Here is a 20,838-nt window from a genome sequence, read left to right as displayed (position 1 = left end):
CCGGTCGGGCCGGAACGAGAGTTGATGAGCAGGCTGTTCAGAAGCGTCGAGGGCGGGGAGCTGTTCCCCAACGGAAGCGTGGTCTGTATCGGTGCATTCGACGGCCTTCACCTGGGCCATCGTGCGCTGGTCCGCCACGCGGTCGCCCGCGCGCGCGCCTTGGGCGTGGCCGCAGTGGCCGTGGCATTCGAACCGCTGCCGCGTGAATTCTTCGCCCAGGGCACGCCGCCGCCGCGGCTGACCCTGGCGCGCAGCAAGGTCGAGATCCTGCGCGAGCTCGGCGTCGATGCGATCGGCCTGCTGCGTTTCGATGCGGCGATGGCGGCAATGCCGGCCGAGACCTTCGTGCGCCAGTTGCTGGTGCACCGGCTGGGCGCCCGCGAAGTCTGGATCGGGCCGGAGTTCTGCTTCGGCAACCGCCGCCGCGGTGATCTGGCACTGCTGCAGGAGATGGGCGCCGAACTGGGCTTCAGCGCCGGCGAGATTGAAGCGGTGGACCTGCATGGCGAGCGCATTTCCAGCACCCGCATCCGCCAGCTGCTGCAGGGGGGCGATTTCGCCCGCGCCAACGACCTGCTCGGCCGCCCCTACGCGATCAGCGGGCGGGTGGTGCGCGGTCGCCAGCTTGGCCGTACGCTGGGCTTCCCCACCGCCAACCTGCGCTTCCCGAAGACGCCGGCGCTGTCGGGCATCTACGCAACCTGGGTGCATGGCGTGTTCGACCAGCCGTGGCCGTCGGTGTCCAGCTTCGGCACCCGGCCGACGGTGGACGGCGTGGAGCCGCTGCTGGAGGCCCACCTGTTCGATTTCCAGGGCGACCTGTACGGGCGCCACATCGACGTGGAGTTTGTCGCCAAGCTGCGCGACGAAGAGAAATTCAATGATCTGGCGGCACTGACCGACCAGATGCACCGCGACGCCGAACAGGCGCGCGCCCTCCTTTCCGAACATAGATTGCGAGCCACTGCGTGAGCCAGGACTACAAGACCACCCTGAACCTGCCAGCCACCGAATTCCCGATGCGCGGCGACCTGCCCAAGCGCGAGCCGGGCATTCTGGCGCGGTGGGAAGCGCAGGGGCTCTACCAGCAGCTGCGTGACAACGCCGCCGGCCGCCCGCTGTTCGTGCTGCATGACGGCCCGCCGTACGCCAACGGCCGCATCCACCTGGGTCACGCGGTCAACAAGATCCTGAAGGACATCATCGTCAAGTCGCGCTACCTGGCCGGCTTCGATGCGCCCTATGTGCCGGGCTGGGACTGCCATGGCCTGCCGATCGAGATCGCGGTCGAAAAGAAGTGGGGCAAGGTCGGCACCAAGCTCGACGCCGTCGAATTCCGCCAGAAGTGCCGCGAGTTCGCCGAAGAGCAGATCAACATCCAGCGCGTGGACTTCAAGCGCCTGGGCGTGACCGGTGACTGGGACAACCCGTACAAGACCCTGAGCTTCGACTTCGAAGCCAACGAGATCCGTGCGCTGTCCAAGGTCGTGGCCAACGGACACCTGGTGCGCGGCGCCAAGCCGGTGTACTGGTGCTTCGACTGCGGTTCGGCGCTGGCCGAGGCCGAGATCGAGTACCAGGAAAAGGAATCGCCGGCGATCGACGTGGCCTACGCCGCGCGTGACGCGCAGGCCATCGGCCAAGCGTTCGGCGTGGGCGTGCCGGCCGACGTCGAAGTGGCTGTACCGATCTGGACCACCACGCCGTGGACGCTGCCGGCCTCGCTGGCGGTGTCGCTGGGTGCGGAAATCAACTACGTGCTGGCCGAGGGCCCGGCCCACAACGGCAAGCGCCGTTGGCTGGTGCTGGCCGCGGCCCTGGCCGAGCGCGCGCTGCAGCGCTACGGCGTCGAGAGCGTGGTGCTGCACGGTGAAACCACCGGTGCGGCACTGGAGAACCAGCTGCTGGCGCATCCGTTCTATCCGCAGCGCGACATCCCGCTGCTCAACGGCGACCACGTCTCCGACGAGGACGGTACCGGTGCGGTGCACACCGCCCCCGGTCACGGCCAGGAAGACTTCGTGGTCAGCCAGAAGTACGGCCTGCTGGACAAGTACAACGCCGGGCAGGTGACCCCGATCGACGGCCGTGGCGTGTACCTGGAATCGACCCCGCCGGCCGGTGAGGTGGTGCTGGCCGGCCAGCATCTGTGGAAGGCGCAGGAGGCCATCGTCGGCGTGCTGCGCGACAGCGGCGCGCTGCTGGCCTTCCACCCGATCCGCCACAGCTACCCGCATTGCTGGCGCCACAAGACGCCAGTGGTGTTCCGCGCCACCCCGCAGTGGTTCATTTCGATGGACAAGGCCAACCTGCGTAGCGATGCGCTGGCTGCGATCGACACTGTCGGCTGGTTCCCGACCTGGGGCAAGGCGCGCATCCAGAGCATGGTCGACGGTCGCCCGGACTGGACCATCTCGCGCCAGCGCACCTGGGGCGTACCGATCGCACTGTTCACCCATCGCCAGACCGGCGAGATCCACCCGCGCTCGGTGGAGCTGATGCAGCAGGTTGCCGACCGCGTCGAAGCCGAGGGCATCGATGTGTGGTACTCGCTGGACGCCGCCGAGCTGCTCGGCGCCGAAGCGGCCGACTACGAGAAGGTCACCGACATCCTCGACGTCTGGTTCGATTCGGGCGTGACCCATGAAGGCGTGCTCGCCGCGCGTGGCTTCGGCAAGCCGGCCGACCTGTACCTGGAAGGCTCCGACCAGCACCGCGGCTGGTTCCAGTCCTCGCTGCTGACCGGCGTGGCGATCGACAAGCGCGCGCCGTACAAGCAGTGCCTCACCCACGGCTTCACCGTGGACGAGCACGGCCGCAAGATGTCCAAGTCGCTGGGCAACGGCATCGAGCCGCAGGACATCATGAACAAGCTGGGCGCGGACATCCTGCGCCTGTGGATCGCCTCGGCCGACTACAGCAACGAGATGTCGCTGTCGCAGGAAATCCTGAAGCGCAATGCTGACGCCTACCGCCGCCTGCGCAACACCGCACGCTTCCTGCTCGGCAACCTGGACGGTTTCGATCCGGCCCGGCACCTGCAACCGCTCGAGCAGATGGTCGCGCTGGACCGCTGGATCGTGCATCGCGCCTGGGAGCTGCAGGAGAAGATCAAGGCGGCCTACGACGGCTACAACATGGCCGAGATCGTGCAGCTGCTGCTGAACTTCTGCAGCGTGGACCTGGGCTCGCTGTACCTGGACGTGACCAAGGACCGCCTGTACACCATGCCGACCGATTCACACGGTCGCCGTTCGGCACAGAGCGCGATGTACCACATCGCGGAAGCATTCACCCGCTGGGTCGCGCCGATCCTGACCTTCACCGCCGACGAGCTGTGGAGCTACCTGCCGGGCGAACGTGCCGGCCATGTGCTGTTCACCACCTGGTACGACGGCCTGGCGCCGCTGCCGGCCGGTGCCCAGCTCAACGCCGCCGACTTCGACCAGCTGCTGGCCGTGCGCGAGCAGGTGGCCAAGGTGCTCGAGCCGATGCGCGCCAACGGTGCGATCGGTGCTGCACTGGAGGCGGAGATCACCATCGCCGCCAGCGAAGAGCAGGCGGCGCGCTGGCAGCCGCTGGCCGATGAACTGCGTTTCCTGTTCATCAGTGGCGACGTGCAGGTGCGCCCGGCGACCACCGACGAGGTGTTCGTCAGCGCCCAGCCGACCACCAAGGCCAAGTGCGTGCGCTGCTGGCACCACCGCGCCGACGTCGGCAGCAACGCCGACCATCCTGAGCTGTGCGGCCGTTGCGTGAGCAACGTGACCGGCGCCGGCGAAGTGCGGAGCTGGTTCTGATGGCCGCGCCCCGTCCGCATCCGAACGCCCTGGTCTGGCTGCTGCTGTCGGCGGCCATCATCGGCCTGGACCAGTGGTCCAAGGCCTGGGTGCTGTCGAGCCTGCCGGAGTTCCAGCCGGTGGTGGTCATCGACGGCTTCTGGAACTGGTACCGCACCTACAACACCGGCGCGGCATTCAGTTTCCTGAGCGACGCCGGTGGTTGGCAGAAGTACTTCTTCACAGCGCTGGCGATCGCCATCAGCGGGCTGATGGCCTGGTGGCTGCGCGGCACCGCCCGCGGCAACTGGAAGGCTGCGGTGCCGTATGCACTGATCATCGGCGGCGCCATCGGCAACGTGATCGACCGCCAGGTGCACGGTCACGTGGTCGATTTCATCCAGTGGTACGTGGGCAGCTACACCTGGCCCTCGTTCAACATCGCCGATTCGGCCATCGTGGTGGGTGCCATCGGCATCGCCCTGTTTGGCCTGTTCGACGGCAAGTCCGCCAAAAAGGCGGATAATGCCAATCCGAAACCGTAAGCCGGCCGCTGCCGGGAGATTGAACTGATGGATGTGCTGCTCGCCAACCCGCGTGGTTTCTGTGCCGGTGTCGATCGTGCGATCGAGATCGTCAAGCGCGCGATCGAAACGCTGGGCGCGCCCATCTACGTCCGCCATGAAGTGGTGCACAACCGCTTCGTGGTCGACGACCTGAAGCAGCGCGGCGCGATCTTCGTCGAGGAGCTCGATGAAGTGCCGGACAACAACACGGTGATCTTCAGCGCGCATGGCGTGTCCCAGGCCGTGCGCCAGGAAGCCGAGCGTCGTGGCCTGAAGGTGTTCGATGCCACCTGCCCGCTGGTGACCAAGGTCCACTTCGAGGTCGCCCGCCACTGCCGTGCCGGCCGTGACGTGGTGCTGATCGGCCATGCCGGTCACCCGGAAGTGGAAGGCACCATGGGCCAGTGGAACCGCGAAGCCGGTACCGGCCAGATCTACCTGGTCGAGGATGTCGAGCAGGTCGCCACGCTGCAGATCAACCAACCGGACAACTTCGCCTACACCACCCAGACGACGCTGTCGGTGGACGATACGCGCGGCATCATCGATGCGCTGCGCGAGCGTTTCCCGGCGATGCAGGGCCCGAAGAACGACGACATCTGCTACGCCACGCAGAACCGCCAGGACGCCGTACGCGATCTGGCCAAGCGCTGCGACCTGGTGCTGGTGGTCGGTTCGCCGAACAGCTCCAACTCCAACCGCTTGAGCGAGCTGGCCCGCCGTGAAGGCGTGGAGTCGTACCTGATCGACGGTGCACACGAGATCGACCCGGTGTGGGTGGTGGGCAAGCAGCACATCGGCGTGACCGCCGGCGCCTCGGCACCGCAGGTACTGGTCGATGGCGTGCTGGCACGCCTGGCCGAGCTGGGTGCCAGTGGCGTGTCCGAGCTGGACGGCGAGCCGGAATCGATGGTGTTCGCGCTGCCGAAGGAACTGCGTCTGCGCCTGGTCGACTGACCGGGAAGCGCGTCATCCACGCATGGCGTGGATCTACCGAAACCGCTCTGGTGGGTGCGAACCAGCACAAGGTGGGTGCGAACCTTGGTTCGCACGCCTTTGGCATGCACTGATGGGCGCACCGCCCATGACCTTTGGCCATGGGGCAGGGCACCGCACAGGCCTAGCATCGGAGGATTCTCCGCTGCTGGAAGTTGCCGATGAAGACTCGTGCCCTGGTGATGTCCGTGCTGTTCGCGCTGGCGGCCACGCCCGCGCTGGCGCAGGCCTCGCCGCCGGGGGATGCCGCAGCCGCCGGCCTGCTGCGCATCGATGTCGACGCGCGTGACCTGGCCCGGCGCATCTTCAAGGTGACCGCCACCGTACCGGTCAAACCCGGTCCGATGACCCTGCTGTACCCGCAGTGGATTCCCGGCAACCATTCGCCCACCGGCCCGATCGACAAGCTGGCCGGCCTGCGCGTGACCGCCAACGGGAAGCCGTTGGCCTGGCAGCGCGACCAGTACAACGTCTATGCGTTCAAGGTGGACGTGCCCGAGGGCGTCAGCGAGATCGTCGCCCACTTCGATTTCCTGTCCTCGCAGGGGGGCAGCCAGGGGCGGGTGGTGATGACCCCGGAGATGCTCAACCTGCAGTGGAATGCCAACTCGCTGTATCCGGCCGGCGTCGATGCACGCGACCTGCAGGCGCAGGCCAGCGTGACCCTGCCCAAGGGCTGGTCGTTTGCCACTGCGCTGGAAACCGCACGCCGCGACGGCGACACCGTGGTGTTCAAGCCGATCTCGTATGACCATCTGGTCGATTCGCCGTTGTTTGCCGGCGAGCACTACAAGCGCATCGATCTCGATCCGGGCGCGAAGGTGCCGGTGCACCTCAATGTGTTTGCCGACGAGGCCAAGTCGCTGAAGCCGAGCGAGGCACAGATCACCCTGCACCGCGCGCTGGTGCAGCAGGCCGACAAGCTCTACGGTGCGCGTCACTACAACCACTATGAATTCCTGCTGGCGTTGACCGACCGTCTTGGTGGCATCGGCCTGGAGCATCACCGTTCCAGCGAGAACAGCGCCGACCCGGGTTACTTCACCGAGTGGGACGACAACGCCTGGATGCGCGATCTGCTGCCGCACGAGTACACCCATTCCTGGAACGGCAAGTACCGCCGTGGCGCTGACCTGGCCACCGCCAACTTCAACACGCCGATGGGCGACAGCCTGCTGTGGGTGTACGAAGGCCAGACCCAGTTCTGGGGGCAGGTGTTGGCGGCACGCTCGGGGCTGTGGTCGGTCGCGCAGGCACGCGACATGCTGGCCAATGTGGCCGCGACCTATGATCGCGGCCGCCCGGGCCTGGCCTGGCGGCCGTTGCAGGACACCACCAACGACCCGACCATCGCCCAGCGCCGGACGTTGCCGTACCGCAACTACCAGATGAGCGAAGACTATTACTCCGGTGGCCAGATGCTGTGGCTGGAAGTGGAGGGCAAGCTGCGCGCGCTGAGCGGCAACCGTCGCAGCCTGGATGACTTCGCGCGTGCGTTCTTCGGCGTCGGCAACGGCGACTGGGACGTCAACCCGTACACCTTCGACGACGTGGTGGCGACCTTGAACGGCATCGCGCCCTACGACTGGGCGACGTTCCTGCGCGGGCGCCTGGACGGCCACGGTTCGTTGACCGGGGGGCTGGAACTGGCGGGCTGGAAGCTGGTCTACCGCGATACCCCGAACGACGCCTACAAGGCACAGGAGAAACGCGCCAAGGCGGCGTTGCTGGCGTACTCGCTGGGCGCGACCGTGCTCGACAGCGGCACGGTCGGTGACGTGATCTGGGACAGCGCGGCCTTCAACGCCGGTCTTGCACCCGGCATGAAGGTGATCGCGGTTGGCGGGCGCGAGTACAGCAGCCAGCGCTTGAAGGATGCGGTGGCGACGGCGGCCAAGGACAAGGCGCCGATCGTGCTGCTGGTGAAGCAGTTCGACCGCATCGAGACGATGAACATCGACTACCACGGTGGCCTGCAGTATCCGGTGCTGGAGCGCATTGCCGGCAAGCCTGACCGTCTGGCGGATCTGTGGAAGGCGCGATGACAGCGCGCGTGCGCGACGTCGGGATCCTTCTGATGGCGGTCCTCGCCATCATCGGCGCGTTCCTGCACGGTGACGGGCGCTGGCTGCATTGGCTGGCGAAGCCGGCGACCACGCTGCTGATCGCTGCCATCGCGTGGCGGGTGCGTGATCCTGCGCGGCCGTCCTACCGGCGCGCGGTGCTGGCCGGCATGCTGCTGTCGTGCGTGGGTGACATCGCGCTGATGTTGCCGATGGACGCGTTCGTACCGGGGCTGGTGGCGTTCCTGCTGGCGCACCTCTGCTACATCGTGGCCTTCCGTGAGGGCCTGCGTGCCGGGCGTGGCCTGCTCGCCGCCAGCATCCTGCTCGGTGCGTTCGCTGTACTCAATGTGCTTGGGCTGTGGCCGCACCTGCCTGCACCGATGCGTATGCCGGTGCTGGCGTACGTGATGGTGCTGGCCTCGATGGCGGTGTTGGCCTTGGCACGGCAATGGCGCCGGCCACAGCCCGCTGCCGTGGAAGCCAGCAGTGCACGCTGGGCTGCCGTCGGTGCGCTGCTGTTCGTCGCCAGCGATTCGCTGCTGGCCTGGGACCGCTTCGCCGGCGGCCTGCCACTGGCCATCCTGCTGGTGCTGTCCACCTACTACGGCGCACAGTACGCCATCGCCCGCTCGGTGAAACAGCAAAAAGGGGACGGAGGGGATTAAGTCGCAGACGGCACCAAGGCGTAAACGACTTAATCCCCTCCGTCCCCTTTTTGCGTTGACTATCGTCGGTTCGCGTTGCCGGAACGGCCCTGTGCGTCGAACGAGAGTCGTGCGGACTGGCGATCGCCGGCGACCTCGTCCGGCAGCCACACCAGCCTGCCACCCTTGCGCACGATCACATAGACGTGGCCGACGTCACCCGGCGTGGCCATCAGCGCGTTGCGCTGCGCCTGCAGCGCCTGGGCGACGCGTGGCACCGCCTCGAAATCGATGTTGGCCAGCGCCGTGCTGCTGCGGCGCAGGGTGATGGTGGGCGCGAAGCGCTGCGGATCGACCGGGTCGCCCTTGCGCCACTGGCCGTGCTCGAAGTGGTAGCTGTCCACGTGCGTAGGTTGCTGCGGATCGACCAGGTCCAGATTGATGCGGCCATCATCGTAGAAGTGGATGCTGTGGAACACCATCAACCGGTGCCCGGCCAGGGCTGGCATCTGTTCCAGTGCCTGGCGGGCGGCCAGCAGGTAGTCCGCATCGAACAAGCGGTTGCTGCGTTCGGGCATCGGCATCGGCCGCGGTTCGGGAATCGGTGCGAGCGAAGCAGGCCGCTCGCGCGGTGGAGGCGTGGTGATCGGCGTGGTTGCGCGGTCATCCTGCACCGAATGACCCATCGTTTCGGCAAGGGTCTGCAGTGCCCCGCCGGCAACGGCGACGCCGGCCAGCAACAGCAGCACCATCGAAAATACCAGTCGCGTCGAGGGGGGCTGCTTCATACACCCTCCAGGCGAACGTTGCCGCGATCTTCCGGGTCGTACAGCAGCGTGACCTGCTCGCGTGGAAGGTTGGCCAGCTCGATCAACGGGATGAAGCGGCGCACGCTCACCTGCTGTATGCCACCTTCGCGGTCGGTGTACTCCAGCTGGAACTCCACCTGCGGCTGCTCGTTGAGGTAGGTGCCGGTCTGGCGCAGCTTCAGCACCTTCGCATCCACGCCGATGCCGCGGTACTTCAGCGCGTCTCCGCGTGCATCGGCATGCAGCACGCGCCCCAGGACGCGCAGGCCCAGGGCGTAGCCGCACAACACCAGCGGGCACACCAGCAGTGGGTGGCCGAAGGACAGGAACGTCCAGCCCAGGCCCTCGCTCTGCAGCCGATAGGCGAGCACGTAGGCGCTGGCAACCACGACGATGCCGATGACCGCGCCGGCGCCGCGGCGCCAGAGGCTGGCGACATCCAGTTCGGGCTGGGCACCGTCCAGCACCACATTGGGGAACGCACCCGGCATCCGGCTCAGGCGAACCTCGATGCGCTGGCCGGCCACGAAACGCTGCAGCTGCGGTTTGCTGTCCACCACCAGCATCTGTTCGTTGATCGGCGTGCCGGACAGGTTCTGGAAGCCCAGTTGCAGCTTCCACTGCGCGAAGCCGCGCACGTGCACGCCGGTCTGCTCGGCCTGTTCGATCAACGCCTCACGTGGCTCACCGTCGGCCAGGATGGTGCGCACCCGATGCAGCGCGCGCGGTGGGCCCAGCAGCAGGTAGTGCAGGAAGGCGAGCAGCAACGCGAGCCACAGGGCCAGCGACAGCGCGAGCAGCAGCAGGGCCAGCCATGGCGCGCTGCGGTCGGCCAGTGGCACCGGCCACGACGTGCCGAAGTAGAGGATGCAGGGGAAGGGCAACGCGAAGAACAGCAGGAACGCGCCCCAGAACCAGAGATAGGCCTTCATGGGGTGGTGGGGACCGATGGAACAGGGCGCGTAGGGTACTACGCTCAGCGGATCTGCAGGGTCAGCAGGAAGTAGCGGCCGAGTGGATCGTCCAGCCCCGGCATCTGGCCGCCATTGCCGACCAGGTAGTTCACCGGTTGCGTGTCGAGCACGTTGTGCACGTCCAGCGCGGCGACCACGCGCGGCCCCAGCCGCCTTGCCAGATGCAGGTTCCAGCGCAGCTGCCGCGGATTCATGCAATGGTTCTGCTCGCGCTGTTCTTCCGGGCACTCCGCACCGGGCAGCCAGGCACGCGTGCGTCCCACCTGGTTGCCGCGCAGGGCGATGTCCCAGTTGCTGTTCTGCCACTGCACATTGAGCACGGCGGCCATTGCTGGCGTGACATGGCCACGCAGGTCCACCGTCGCTTCGTGGCCACGCTCGCGGCGCAGTTCCTGCTGTTTCAATGCATCGACGGAGAACAGCCACTGGCCGGTGCTGCCGGTGTCGATGTGGTACTCCCCGCGCAGAACAAGGTTGCGCGACGTGGTGCGGCCGATGTTGTCGAAGGACAGGCGCAGGTTGTACAGGCGTCCATCCTCGTCCAGCTCCCAGGTGCTGCGGTTCCACACCGCATCGGCCGGTTGCAGGGCCAGGATTTCATTGCGCAGTTCGACGATGTTGTGGGTCAGCGACAGTGAAAACGCATCGGTCGGTGTCCAGGTCGCACCCAGGGAATGACTGCGCGACCGCTCCGCTTTCAGCGCATCGTTCTCCACCACGTCCACGGTTACGCTGCAGCGTCCGTTGCCGTTGCTCTGCGCGCAGTCGGGCAGTGCACTGGAGGCGGGTAGTTCGATCGCGCCGAAATAGCCCGGCGGCCGCCGTTGCTCGAACAGGCTGGGGGCCCGGTAGCCGCGCCCGGTGGCAAGCAGGAATGACCACTGCGGTGTCGGGCTCCAGCGTACGCCCACGCGGGGCGAGAAAGCCTGGTAACCGCCATCGCGGTCCCAGCGTGCTGCCAGGTCCATACGCAGCGTGCGCGCCAATGGCAGGCCGAGTTCGGCGTAGGCACCGCCACTGCGGCGTGACAGGTGGCGTTGTTCCTGTGGCAGACCCAGCGCCAGGTCGCCCTGGCTCAGCAGCGCGTCGGGATGCGACGTCCAGCGTTCCTGGCGCAGGTCGATGCCGGTGGCCACTTGTGCAGCACCGCCGGCCAATGGCATCAACTCGCGCTGCATGCCCCACCAGCCCTGCCACTGCTCGGTGCGCCCGCGGTTGCGGATCGACGGGAACAACTGCGCGGCGGTCTCTGCCGGCAATGAGGTGAAGCCGGGCAGGAAATCCAGCGTCTCGGCCGCGCGCAGCAGTGGTTGGGCGCGCACGGTGCCGGACGTCGTCAGAGTGACATCGCTGCGCTGTGCGCTGATGCCGGCATCCCAGCTGCGGCGGCCCTGGTCGTGGCCGATGCCGAAGGTGACGTCGGCATCGGTGGCACGTACATGCGGACGCACGTTGCCGGCTTCGCGCAGCACGCTGTTGAAGGTGAACCCATAAAGTCCGATGGCTACGGCGGTCGGGCCGAGGTCGAAGCGCTGCCGGTTGTGGCTGGCCCGCGCCTCGGCGTAGGCATAGCGACCCTCGCCGCGCTCATGCCGATAGCGCAGGTAGGCCGAGGCGGTGTCCGAGGCCGGTTGCAGCGAACGCGGGCGTGCGCTGTCGAACCAGCAGGCACCATCGCGCCGTTTCAATGGCCCTTCGCAGCGCGTTGCCGGCCAGTAGCGCCCATCGCGGAACGCGCCGATCAGGTACTGCGAGGTTTCCGCATGCCATTTGCGGCGATCGCCGGCCACGTGGTCGATGCGATGCAGGTCGATGCCAGCGAACCAGCGGTCCCCTCCGTCGCGCACGCCACCGGTGGCCGCCTGCAGGCGATACTGGCCGGCGTCGCCGCGCCCGCTCAGGCCGGTCTGCAGCATGGCTTCAGGGCCATCGGCCTGGTCACGCAGGATGATGTTGACCACGCCGGACATCGCGTCGGCACCATAGATGGCCGACGCACCGCCACGCACCAGTTCGATGCGCTCGACGAAGCTGAGCGGGATGCCCCCCAGGTCGGTGAGTCCGCCCTGTTCCAGCGACACCATCGGATAGCGTGGCAGGCGCCGGCCATTGACCAGGAACAAGGTCGCACGCGGTCCCATGCCGTCCAGGCTGGTGGTGGTGGCCGCACCCACCGGCAGGTACTGCGAATCGCCACTGCGCGAGGTGCTCATTGCCGGGTGGCCGTTCATGCCCGGCAAGTGCCGCAGCAGGTCGAACAGGCTGCCGTAACCGCTGCGCAGGATGTCATCGCGGTCGATGATGGTCACCGGCAGCGTGGTCTGCACGGAGGTGCGCGGCAGCCGGCTGCCGGTGACATGGATCGGCGCCAGCTCGACCTGCGGTGGCGTCTCGGGCACCCTGCCCGGCGACGGTGCCGCGGGCATCGCACGCGTCGCGACCGGCGGGGGCGATGGCGGTGCTGGCCGGGTGCGGCGGACGACGAATCCGCCGGCAGGCGTGCGCAGGATGGTCACCGGCATGCCGGCGACCAGTTCCTTCAGGGCCGCGGCCGCATCGCGTTGGCCATGGGTGCCGGCCGTACGCAGGCCATCCAGTTCACGCGCATCGAACAGCAGGGCGATGCCACTCTGGCGCGCCCATTGCTGCAGGGCAGGTGCGAGCGGGCCTGAACCCACATCGACCTCCAGGGTGCCGGCCTGTTCGGCTGCATCGGCAGAGGGCAGCGCGGCAAAGCTCAGCGCGAAGCAGAACAGGGTGCGGAGCAGCCCCTCCCGCAGCGCGCCCGGTACTGCCTTCACTGCAGGCCTCCTCAGTACGTGCGGCGCAGTTCCAGCGCGCCATCCGGTCGCGTCTGGCCAGCCACCGACCAGCCCAGTTCCAGCGCCGACAGCAGTTCCTGCGCATCGCCGGCACGGAAGGTGCCACTCACGGCCAGGCTGGCGATCTCGGGATCGGCGATCACCAGCGGCGTGCGACCGTAGCGGTTCATGCGCTCGACCACGATCGACAGCGGCGTGGCATCGAACACCAGCTGCCCTTGCAGCCAGCCTTCGGCAGCGGCATTGGACGACAGCGCCGGGCCGGGCTGGAAGCGGCCCGAGGGCAGCACCTGCAGCTGCTGGCCGGGTGCCAGGGTGTGCTGGGCCCCGCCATTGCTGACTTCCACCGCACCTTCCAGTAGCGCGACTTCGACCAGGCCGTCGTTCAGGCGCTCCACCTGGAAGGTGGTGCCGATGTCGCGGATGGTGCTGTCGCCGGCGCGCAGCTGCAGCGCCTTGCTCGACGGTGCGACCTGCAGCTGCAGGCGGCCCCGTTCCAGCACCAGGTTGCGATGGCGCCAACCGAATCGGGCGTGCAGCGTGGTGCCCGCATCCAGCGTGGCCACGCTGCCATCGGCCAGCGTCTGCTGCCGGGGCTGGTGGGAATCGTTGGCATAGCGCAGCGCTGTGGGGTTGCCGTCGATGGCGACCATCCAGCCGATCCCGATGGCCAGGCAGACGCCTGCGGCGGCGGCCACTGCCGGCAGCCAGCGACGCTGCGCCGGCCGTGCCGCACGTGCTGCGGCGGTGCGCAGCCACGGGTCGGCGGCCAGTTCTTCGCCCCGCTGGAACAGGGTCTCGGCCTGGATCCAGGCGCTGACATGGGCCGGGTCCTCGGCCAGCCAGTCCTCGAACGCCTCGCGCTCGCCCGCCGTGCAGTCCGGAGCCTCCAGCCGCGCCACCCAGGCGCTGGCGCGTTCAAACAGCAGGGTGTCTTCCCTGGGTCTGGCGTGACTCATCCGTTGTCCCTGTCGTTGTGCAGCGGATCCGATCCGAGTTCCTGGCGCAGGCCCTGCAGGGCGCGGGCGATATGTTTTTCCACGGTCTTGGCGGTGATTCCACAGTGCCGCGCGATCTGCGTATAGCTCATGCCGGTGATCCGGTTGAGCAGGTACACCTCGCGCGCGCGCTCGGGCAGCTTGAACAGGGCCTGCCGCAGCAGGGACAGCATCTGCCCGGACTCGGCCTGGCGCAATGGATCGGGCGACGTGCTGGAGGGCTCGTCGCCGCCATCGTGTTCGGCGAGGGACAGGTGTGGCCGCGACTGCGACGAGCGGCCGCGGTCCGCCAGGCGGTTGCGGGCGATACGATACAGCAGCAACCGCAGCTCGTCGGCACTGTGCGCGCGATAGCGGATCAGCCGCTCCATGCAGTCCTGCGCGATGTCCTCGGCATCCTCCGGCCCAACGCCGCGCGTGCGCAGGAAAGCGCACAACGGCGCGCGCTCTTCCCGTACGAACGCAATGAACGCGTCCGCCGGCACGGACAGGTCCGGCGCGCGATGGATCAGAGGAGAGGGGGCGGACAGGGCTGGCCTCGGGCGTCGGTGGCGGGTGCGTCTTCGAGTTTTACGCGACGATGACCGGATGGGGAAGAGTGTGCATGGCCCCTGATTCCATTGTGAATGCATTCATGTTTCGGGGCCTGGTGCGCTGGGGGAGTTTGCGCCGCCCGGACGTTGAACTCCTGACCCGTGTGTTGCGGGTGGAGAGAGAACACATGAAGCATTCGAAGTTGAGCCTGGCCTTGGCCGGGCTGATGGGCATCACCGCCATGGCGGCGGTTGATGACGTCATGGCAATGAATTATCACGTGCGGGACGATCGCGTCTTCCTCAGCGGCGGCGTCACCGTTGCCGATGTGGTGGCGCTGCCCGCGCTGCTGGCCAAGGCACAGGCTGAAGGCCGTCCGATCCGCGAGGTCGTGCTGCGCACATCCAATGGTGGCGCGCTGATCGCCGGCGAGTGGCTGCAGGCGGTGATCCGCACCCAGGGCCTGGACACCATCGTGTCCGGCCACTGCATCTCGTCCTGCTCGATCATGCAGTCCGGTGGCGTCAACCGTTACCTCGGCGGCGATCTGCCACTGGTCGACTCGGTGCAGATCCATGCCGCCAGCAGTGGCGGCAAGATCACCTATGCGCCGTCAGCGCGCATGACCCAGATCTACACAGGCAACTACGGCGGCGGGATGGATGCGGGCCTGTTGCACAAGGCGCTGTATGAAGTGGTTCAACCCAATGGCCTGCTGGTATTCCGCGACCCGGCGCGCACCACGGGTACGTCGGTCACCTTCGATCCGGATGGCAGCGGCAGCAAGCTGGAGTCGTTCCCGGGCCAGGACATCCGCGGCAACAACATCATCAACACGGCAGGCTATCGCGATCCGGGCGACACCCTGCATGTCACCAGCAACGTCAGCGGCGACATCAACCCGGGCTACCTGCGCACCGCGCGCCAGCTGCAGGCCTTCGTCGACGACGATTTCGCGCGCTGGAACACCGACTGGGCCAGCACCTACATCAACTACGCGGTGAGCCTGTACAACGTCTCCACGCGGGGGCCGAACGGCATCGGCACGCAGTCGCTGCAGCAGCTGCTCGCCGATCCCGACCTCCAGGAAGAGCTGCGCGGCCAGTTGCGGCTGGCCGATCTGGATGCGTCCACCCTGGGCAGTTCGGCGGGCGTGATCCGTGTCAGCAACGGCGCCACCTGGCGCACCGCCGAAACCACCGGCGCCGATTTCATTCTGGTGGACAACGGCACCATCGCACTGGAGGGTGGTGCGCTGCGCACCCCCGAACTGCGGGTGATGCCGGGCAGCATCGTGGTCGGCCACGGTGATATCGCATCGGTCGGCACCGACAGCGATGCGTTGCTGGATGGCACCGGCCCGTCCTACCGCGAAGACGGCTTCAACCGCCTGCGCGTGTTCGGCACGCTGATGCCGCGTGGTGGTGATCTGGTGACCCACGGCTACGTCAACATCATGCCCGGCGGGCAGGTGCTGTTCGACGTTACCGAAACCGGTGGTACCGGCAGTGGCCGCCTGCGCGTGGGCAGCTTCTACGATGGCGGCTCCGAGGAGGGCGCGCTGGTGATCGCGCAGGGCGCACACCTGGCGTTGAACGTCGCCCAGGGCTTCTATGCCGGCACCTACCGTCGCGACCTGGTGGAAGGACCGATCTACCAGGGGGGCTTCCAGGATGCCGTGCGGCTGGGCGATGCCGGTTACAGCGCCAGCATCACGGCCGGTGAAGTGTTCCGCCCGCGCCACAATTCGCTGCTCAGCTTCAACGTCAACCAGACCGCCGATGGCCTGTGGTTGACCGCCAATCCAGGCTTCGATCAGCTGGGCCTGTTCACCAATGGCACCTCCGGCGACGGCCTGGGGCGCGCGCTGGCCGCTGCATCGGCCCGCCAGGACAGCGGCCTGAAGTCGTTGCTCGGCGCGCTGCAGTTCGCTGACCGTGATGTGATCGCACAGCAGGCTGGCGCCCTGCGCGGTGACGCGCACGCCAGCCTGCGCCTGGCCGACAATGCACTGATCGGCAGCATCGGCAACGTCGTGCAGCAGCACCAGGCAGCGATGCGCAGTGGCGGCGATGCAGACGGGTTGGCTTCGCAGGCGGCGCAGTCGGTGTCGGCGCAGCCGGGCATGCGCCATGGCAGCCTGTTCAACCAGCTGGCCATGCATCTGGTCGAGCCGGCGGGCGAGGGTGCCGGCGACAGCGGCGTAGCGGGTCGCAGCCGTGGCCTGTGGGCGCGCGGTTTCGCCAGCCATGGCCGCATCGATGCCGACGGCGGCGTGGCCGGCCTGAGCCACAACATCGGTGGCATCGTGGTCGGTGCCGACACCCGCGTGGCCGATGACCGCGTCACCCTTGGCGTCAGCGTGGCAGCGGCCGACATGTCGACCAAGGCCAGCGATGGCTCCGGTTTCACCGGTGATGTGCGCGCGCTGGACGTGGGCGGTTACCTGGATGCCACGTACGCGCGCGGCTATCTGTCGGCGGCCGTGCGCTACACCCATCTGCGGCATGACACCCGCCGCAGCCTTTCGGCCATCGATGGCCTGCAACAGCCGCTGCGCGCCCGATACAGCAACGATGCGATCTCGGCGCGAGTCGAACACGCGTTCTCCTTCACCGCCGGCAAGGGACTGGTGATCCAGCCGCTGCTGCCGGTGGTGGACTACGCACGGACCTCGGCCACCCGTTTCAATGAAGGGCAGGGCGCCGGTGCGCTGGTCGGCCGCAGTGGCAGCCTGGAGAGCATTCGCGTGGGTGCGGGCCTGCAGCTGTTCAAGACCTTCGAAGGCAACAACGGCGAGCGCATCACCCCGCGCGCGCGCGTGGTCTGGCAGAAGGAACTGGGTGACACCCAGGCCCGCTACAGCACCGGCTTCGCCGCAGCTCCGGACCTGCTGTTCGGTGCCAGCAGCCAAGCCGTGGGCGAGCAGGTGCTGGCCTGGAACCTGGGCGTGACCAGCCGTGCCAGCGAGCGCCTGTCGATCATGGCCGACTACGTGGGCGAACGCCGCGATGGGCAGATCCAGAACGGCGTGATGCTGGGCCTGGGCTACCGGTTCTAAAGGGCACTCGGCCCCGGCGATATCCGTATCGCCGGGGCCATCCCATCAGGGCAGGTGCTGCGGTATGGTCGGCAGGGAATTCCCGCCAGGCCCGCCCATGCAGATCGCCGTTTTCAGTGCCCGCCCCTACGATCGTCGTTTCCTCGATGAGGCCAACCAGCGCGATGCGGCCGGGCAGGGCTTTGCATTCGTGTACTTCGATGCCGCGCTGGACGTGCATACCGCTGCGTTGGCACAGGACTGCGCCGCGGTATGCGTGTTCGTCAATGACCGCCTCGACGCGCCGGTACTGCACGCGCTGCATGCCTTGGGCGTGCGCGCCGTGCTGCTGCGCTGCGCCGGCTTCAACAATGTGGACCTGGCAGCTGCCAAAGCGCTGGGCCTGTTCGTCGCGCGGGTGCCGGCCTATTCCCCCGAAGCCGTGGCCGAGCACGCGCTGGCGCTGGTGATGACGCTCAACCGGCAGACCCATCGCGCCTACAATCGCGTGCGCGAGGGCAACTTCATGCTCGATGGCCTGCTCGGCAGCACCCTGCATGGGCGCACGGTCGGCATCGTCGGCACCGGCAAGATCGGCCTGGCTACCGCGCGCATCTTCCGCGGCATGGGCTGCACCGTGCTGGGGCATGACCCGTATCCATCGCCGGCCTTCGCCGGCGTGGGCGACATGGTTGGGCTGGATGAACTGCTGGCGCGCGCCGATATCGTGTCGCTGCATTGCCCGCTGACGCCCGATACCCAGCACCTGATCAACGACGCCTCGCTGGCGCGGATGAAGACCGGCGCGATGCTGGTCAACACCTCGCGCGGCGGGCTGGTCGATACCCATGCGGTGATCCGCGCGCTGAAGTCACGGCGGCTGGGTCATCTGGCCATCGACGTCTACGAGCAGGAAAGCGCGCTGTTCTTCCAGGACCTGTCCGGCGAGATCATCGACGACGAGGCCTTCCAGCGCCTGATGACCTTCCCCAACGTGCTGGTGACCGGCCACCAGGGCTTCCTCACCGTAGAGGCGCTGCAGGAGATCTCGGCGATCACGCTGGGGAACCTGCGGGATTTCGCCGAGGGGCGGGTGTGTGCGAACCGGGTGGGGGCGGGCTGAGCCAGATGGATTGACCGTCGGGGCGCGCAGCCCGTAAAATCGCGTGCTCCGCCGGAATAGCTCAGTTGGTAGAGCGGCGCATTCGTAATGCGTAGGTCGCAGGTTCGACTCCTGTTTCCGGCACCAGTTTTAAGCTTGAAAAAGCAGTAAAATCAAGGGGTTGGCCGGATTTCCGACCAACCCCTTTTTCTTGCCCTGCTGGTTCACCCCGGGAAAAACAGGGATTTCCAGGGATAGTTTTTCCCCACTTTTTCCCCAGCCCATGACCGGAATGCTGCCCATCCTGCGCGCCATGTTCCCCGACAAGCCGCTCTTGTCGGTCGAGGACGTGGCGCGGGTGCTCAACCGAACGGGGGCCGGCAGCTACGAGCAGACCCGCGAGCAACTGGCGGCCGGCGTCATCGTTCCCGGCTTGCGCAAGTTGGGCGGCAGTTGGCTGGTGCCGGTGACTGCGCTCGCCGAGGCGCTCGACGGGCTCACAGACACTGACGTTGCAGGACAGGCCACCCCCAAGGCCCACCCAGCCCGGCACACGGTCACCGGTGCCAACCCCATTGTGCCGCGCAAGGGTGGGCGGGTTCCTGACCGGGCCAAGCACATGGCACTGGCCGACATGACGTCCCTGGCCTTTGCCTTGGCCACCTTCGATGCAACGGAGTTTTGGGGCGAGGTGTTGGCCGTGCTGGGGCAGCCTCAGCAGCGCCCTGCGCTGACCGCAACGCCCGCCGACTGCTTCGCTGAGCTTCAGCCCTGGGTGCGGCAGGACGGGCGTTTGGTGGGGCATGTGCAACTGCTGCCCATCGAAGAGCGCGACAGGGCCCTGGCAGAGGGCAAAATCTGGGAGGCTCCCTTGGCCGACGCCCTGCTGGAGCCCTGGGTCAGCATGGAGGCGCGCGAGCGATTCGATGACGCAATGGAGGCGGCACAGTCCGCGTTCCAGGCGGCGTGGAGCGAGGTCCGCAACCAAGCCCGTGCTCAAGGCTTGGACGACGGCCTGCCGCCCGCGGCGGGTCCCAGCACCCGGAAGCCGTTCCGCTTCTAACCGGCTACCATCCCGATCAGCGGCTTGAGGGGAAGCAATGAGCTACACGCGCGCAGAATGCGAGACCGTTCTCCTCAAGAGGCACTGGTCTCTCCACGTCAAACCGCGAAACCGCGAGTTGACGCAAAAGGGTAAGAGGCTGGACGCAGACGTGCGCGCGTCGGTTCGGAGCTGGGAGGACGGCACCACCTGGAGCCAGGTCTACCAAGGCATCCAGGAAGACGTGGAGCGAGGGAAGCAGGCCGACCCCATGACCCTTGCCGAAGCGGCCGGGCTCTTCAATATGCCCAGCAGGCAGCTGATGGGGATCATCAAAGACGGCTTGCTTCAAGAGGAGCTGTTGCGGGGAATCCCCGAGCGGTGGAGCTTTTCGGACGTGGCAGCACTGCTGGGGCTAAGCCAAGACGAGTGCGAGGCGCTCAAAGCGAGCGCCCAGCCCGAGCCGCTGCTGTTCACTCCCTCAAAAGGAACGGTGTCGCTCAAAGAAAAGGCGCGCTTGGAGCGGCTGGAGAAAGCCGCGCAGAGAACGGCCTCGATTGAATCTGGGAAGACTCAGGCAAAGGCCAAACCTGAAAAGCCGAAGCTGAAGCAGGGGGAGGCAAAGCGACAGCTTGAGATCCTTAAGGGAGCCCAAGGAGCGTTGAACGACCGCCTTTCTAAAGACCCGGCGAGACGCCGGGGAGAGGGCAGCAAAGAGCGGGTATTGCCTTGCGACTTGATTTCCTGGGCCGACCAAAATCCGGTTTTGAAAGACTGGAGGGCCTTTCGCGGGGAGGCTGACCCCGTTGGAAGATCGATCGTTGTCCATGGGCAACCGAAGACCCTCAAGCCATCGAAAATCATTGGCTACATCCAGGTGCTGGAAAAAGGTGCCATCCGGGTCTTCTTTGAGGGAAAGAACGGCCCCTCGAAGATCATCGACATCGATCTCACCAACAACCAGCGAATCCGGAAGGCGATGATCAAAGAGGGGTATGCGCAAGTAGACCCTTTTGGAAACGTCTTGAAGTTTGAATCGCGCGAGCAAACTCTCCCCGAAGCGTTGAGCTTGGACTGGCTGGACAACCTCAGGCGAGAACAGCTGCTGAGGGATTACATCAGCGCACTGGGATTCTGGGGGGATGAGCTTTCCCGCGCTGCGAACCAAGCGGCGACGGCCATCGAGGGTTGGAAGCAAGAGCAGCAGGGGGAGCGCGTCACAGCGAAGCGAGTTGCGGTGCTGGATCAGAAAATCCAGGACGCGCAGGAGGAGGAGAAGATGGCTCGGGAATGGAGCGCCCGTGCGCGCAGAGCGAGCTTTGAAGTGAGTCTGCCGCGAGCGGCGGTGACGACGAAGCCCGCCCCGTTCCGGTTCTAAGCCTGCTCGCCGGCTGCCCGCCGGCTCGGTCTTGGAAGAAGAGGCAGGGAGGCCGCGGCTTCCGCCGCAGCCCAGGTCACCACCCCAA

16 protein-coding genes and 1 tRNA gene are annotated in these 20,838 nt (G+C 67.0%); 11 read left to right on the top strand and 6 right to left on the bottom strand.

The window, feature by feature from the left end:
* Positions 1 to 24 precede the first annotated feature (24 nt).
* The 6 genes from A7X97_RS12300 to A7X97_RS12275 all read left to right on the top strand — a co-directional run bounded on the left by A7X97_RS12300 (position 25) and on the right by A7X97_RS12275 (position 8,072).
* Complete coding sequence (locus A7X97_RS12300) at positions 25 to 972, top strand: bifunctional riboflavin kinase/FAD synthetase (protein WP_069139084.1); 948 nt, start codon at positions 25 to 27, stop codon at positions 970 to 972.
* Complete coding sequence (gene ileS / locus A7X97_RS12295) at positions 969 to 3,800, top strand: isoleucine--tRNA ligase (RefSeq protein WP_088496455.1); 2,832 nt, start codon at positions 969 to 971, stop codon at positions 3,798 to 3,800. Before A7X97_RS12300 ends, ileS begins: the two co-directional genes overlap by 4 nt.
* Entirely contained in the window at positions 3,800 to 4,324 is a 525-nt protein-coding gene (lspA, locus tag A7X97_RS12290; protein WP_005408564.1) for a signal peptidase II, read from the top strand. The genes ileS and lspA overlap by 1 nt, the downstream gene beginning before the upstream one ends.
* A gap of 27 nt (positions 4,325 to 4,351) precedes the next feature.
* The gene (gene ispH / locus A7X97_RS12285) at positions 4,352 to 5,302 is read left to right on the top strand and encodes a 4-hydroxy-3-methylbut-2-enyl diphosphate reductase (protein WP_088496454.1); all 951 of its coding nucleotides are present in this window, start codon (positions 4,352 to 4,354) and stop codon (positions 5,300 to 5,302) included.
* A gap of 200 nt (positions 5,303 to 5,502) precedes the next feature.
* A complete protein-coding gene (locus tag A7X97_RS12280; RefSeq protein WP_111007993.1) occupies positions 5,503 to 7,386 on the top strand; it encodes a M61 family metallopeptidase in 1,884 nt (627 codons plus the stop codon).
* Positions 7,383 to 8,072, top strand: coding sequence for a lysoplasmalogenase (locus A7X97_RS12275; protein WP_088496459.1), 690 nt, complete (start codon positions 7,383 to 7,385; stop codon positions 8,070 to 8,072). The genes A7X97_RS12280 and A7X97_RS12275 overlap by 4 nt, the downstream gene beginning before the upstream one ends.
* A 59-nt stretch (positions 8,073 to 8,131) precedes the next feature.
* On the opposite strand, the gene A7X97_RS12270 is transcribed toward A7X97_RS12275, so the two are convergent.
* The 5 genes from A7X97_RS12270 to A7X97_RS12250 are packed head-to-tail and all read right to left on the bottom strand — an operon-like array spanning position 8,132 to position 14,139.
* Positions 8,132 to 8,839 carry a hypothetical protein gene (locus A7X97_RS12270; protein ID WP_072166914.1) on the bottom strand — a complete coding sequence of 236 codons (708 nt, stop codon included), beginning with the start codon at positions 8,837 to 8,839 and terminating at the stop codon, positions 8,132 to 8,134.
* A complete protein-coding gene (locus A7X97_RS12265) occupies positions 8,836 to 9,792 on the bottom strand; it encodes a hypothetical protein (protein WP_111007992.1) in 957 nt (318 codons plus the stop codon). Before A7X97_RS12265 ends, A7X97_RS12270 begins: the two co-directional genes overlap by 4 nt.
* Before the next feature lie 44 nt (positions 9,793 to 9,836).
* The gene (locus tag A7X97_RS12260; protein ID WP_088496451.1) at positions 9,837 to 12,635 is read right to left on the bottom strand and encodes a TonB-dependent receptor plug domain-containing protein; all 2,799 of its coding nucleotides are present in this window, start codon (positions 12,633 to 12,635) and stop codon (positions 9,837 to 9,839) included.
* An 11-nt stretch (positions 12,636 to 12,646) separates the two neighbouring features.
* Positions 12,647 to 13,615: a FecR family protein gene (locus tag A7X97_RS12255; protein ID WP_072166911.1), complete on the bottom strand. Its 969-nt coding sequence runs from the start codon at positions 13,613 to 13,615 to the stop codon at positions 12,647 to 12,649.
* The gene (locus tag A7X97_RS12250) at positions 13,612 to 14,139 is read right to left on the bottom strand and encodes an RNA polymerase sigma factor (RefSeq protein WP_088496450.1); all 528 of its coding nucleotides are present in this window, start codon (positions 14,137 to 14,139) and stop codon (positions 13,612 to 13,614) included. The genes A7X97_RS12255 and A7X97_RS12250 overlap by 4 nt, the downstream gene beginning before the upstream one ends.
* 236 nt (positions 14,140 to 14,375) lie before the next feature.
* Between A7X97_RS12250 and A7X97_RS12245 the strand changes: the two genes are divergently transcribed.
* From A7X97_RS12245 to A7X97_RS12235, 3 genes are all read left to right on the top strand, one after another.
* Positions 14,376 to 17,249, top strand: coding sequence for an autotransporter outer membrane beta-barrel domain-containing protein (locus A7X97_RS12245; protein ID WP_111007991.1), 2,874 nt, complete (start codon positions 14,376 to 14,378; stop codon positions 17,247 to 17,249).
* 97 nt (positions 17,250 to 17,346) lie between these two features.
* Complete coding sequence (locus A7X97_RS12240; RefSeq protein ID WP_111007990.1) at positions 17,347 to 18,351, top strand: 2-hydroxyacid dehydrogenase; 1,005 nt, start codon at positions 17,347 to 17,349, stop codon at positions 18,349 to 18,351.
* Between the two features lie 50 nt (positions 18,352 to 18,401).
* A tRNA-Thr gene (locus A7X97_RS12235) sits at positions 18,402 to 18,477 on the top strand.
* A 3-nt stretch (positions 18,478 to 18,480) separates the two neighbouring features.
* Here A7X97_RS12235 and A7X97_RS21920 read toward each other — a convergent pair.
* Positions 18,481 to 18,633 (bottom strand): hypothetical protein, encoded by a 153-nt coding sequence (locus A7X97_RS21920; RefSeq protein WP_181503441.1) that lies wholly within the window; start codon positions 18,631 to 18,633, stop codon positions 18,481 to 18,483.
* Between A7X97_RS21920 and A7X97_RS12230 the strand changes: the two genes are divergently transcribed.
* The gene (locus tag A7X97_RS12230) at positions 18,623 to 19,393 is read left to right on the top strand and encodes a hypothetical protein (RefSeq protein ID WP_111007989.1); all 771 of its coding nucleotides are present in this window, start codon (positions 18,623 to 18,625) and stop codon (positions 19,391 to 19,393) included. The two genes, A7X97_RS21920 and A7X97_RS12230, sit on opposite strands and share 11 nt — an antisense overlap.
* Positions 19,394 to 19,430: 37 nt before the next feature.
* The gene (locus A7X97_RS12225; RefSeq protein ID WP_111007988.1) at positions 19,431 to 20,750 is read left to right on the top strand and encodes a hypothetical protein; all 1,320 of its coding nucleotides are present in this window, start codon (positions 19,431 to 19,433) and stop codon (positions 20,748 to 20,750) included.
* Positions 20,751 to 20,838 lie beyond the last annotated feature (88 nt).

This window comes from Stenotrophomonas sepilia, from assembly GCF_003244875.1.
Lineage (GTDB): Bacteria > Pseudomonadota > Gammaproteobacteria > Xanthomonadales > Xanthomonadaceae > Stenotrophomonas > Stenotrophomonas sepilia.
The sequence above is the reverse complement of the archived record's forward strand: the minus strand, read 5'-3'. Positions and strand labels throughout refer to the sequence as shown.

Coding starts and splice junctions, on each gene's coding strand:
- A7X97_RS12255 (WP_072166911.1), bottom strand. CDS start 13,615: ATGAGTCACGCCAGACCCAGGGAAGACACCCTGCTGTTTGAACGCGCC.
- A7X97_RS12270 (WP_072166914.1), bottom strand. CDS start 8,839: ATGAAGCAGCCCCCCTCGACGCGACTGGTATTTTCGATGGTGCTGCTG.
- A7X97_RS12225 (WP_111007988.1), top strand. CDS start 19,431: ATGAGCTACACGCGCGCAGAATGCGAGACCGTTCTCCTCAAGAGGCAC.
- ispH (WP_088496454.1), top strand. CDS start 4,352: ATGGATGTGCTGCTCGCCAACCCGCGTGGTTTCTGTGCCGGTGTCGAT.
- A7X97_RS12230 (WP_111007989.1), top strand. CDS start 18,623: ATGCTGCCCATCCTGCGCGCCATGTTCCCCGACAAGCCGCTCTTGTCG.
- A7X97_RS21920 (WP_181503441.1), bottom strand. CDS start 18,633: ATGGGCAGCATTCCGGTCATGGGCTGGGGAAAAAGTGGGGAAAAACTA.
- lspA (WP_005408564.1), top strand. CDS start 3,800: ATGGCCGCGCCCCGTCCGCATCCGAACGCCCTGGTCTGGCTGCTGCTG.
- A7X97_RS12240 (WP_111007990.1), top strand. CDS start 17,347: ATGCAGATCGCCGTTTTCAGTGCCCGCCCCTACGATCGTCGTTTCCTC.
- A7X97_RS12300 (WP_069139084.1), top strand. CDS start 25: ATGAGCAGGCTGTTCAGAAGCGTCGAGGGCGGGGAGCTGTTCCCCAAC.
- A7X97_RS12245 (WP_111007991.1), top strand. CDS start 14,376: ATGAAGCATTCGAAGTTGAGCCTGGCCTTGGCCGGGCTGATGGGCATC.
- A7X97_RS12280 (WP_111007993.1), top strand. CDS start 5,503: ATGAAGACTCGTGCCCTGGTGATGTCCGTGCTGTTCGCGCTGGCGGCC.
- A7X97_RS12265 (WP_111007992.1), bottom strand. CDS start 9,792: ATGAAGGCCTATCTCTGGTTCTGGGGCGCGTTCCTGCTGTTCTTCGCG.
- A7X97_RS12275 (WP_088496459.1), top strand. CDS start 7,383: ATGACAGCGCGCGTGCGCGACGTCGGGATCCTTCTGATGGCGGTCCTC.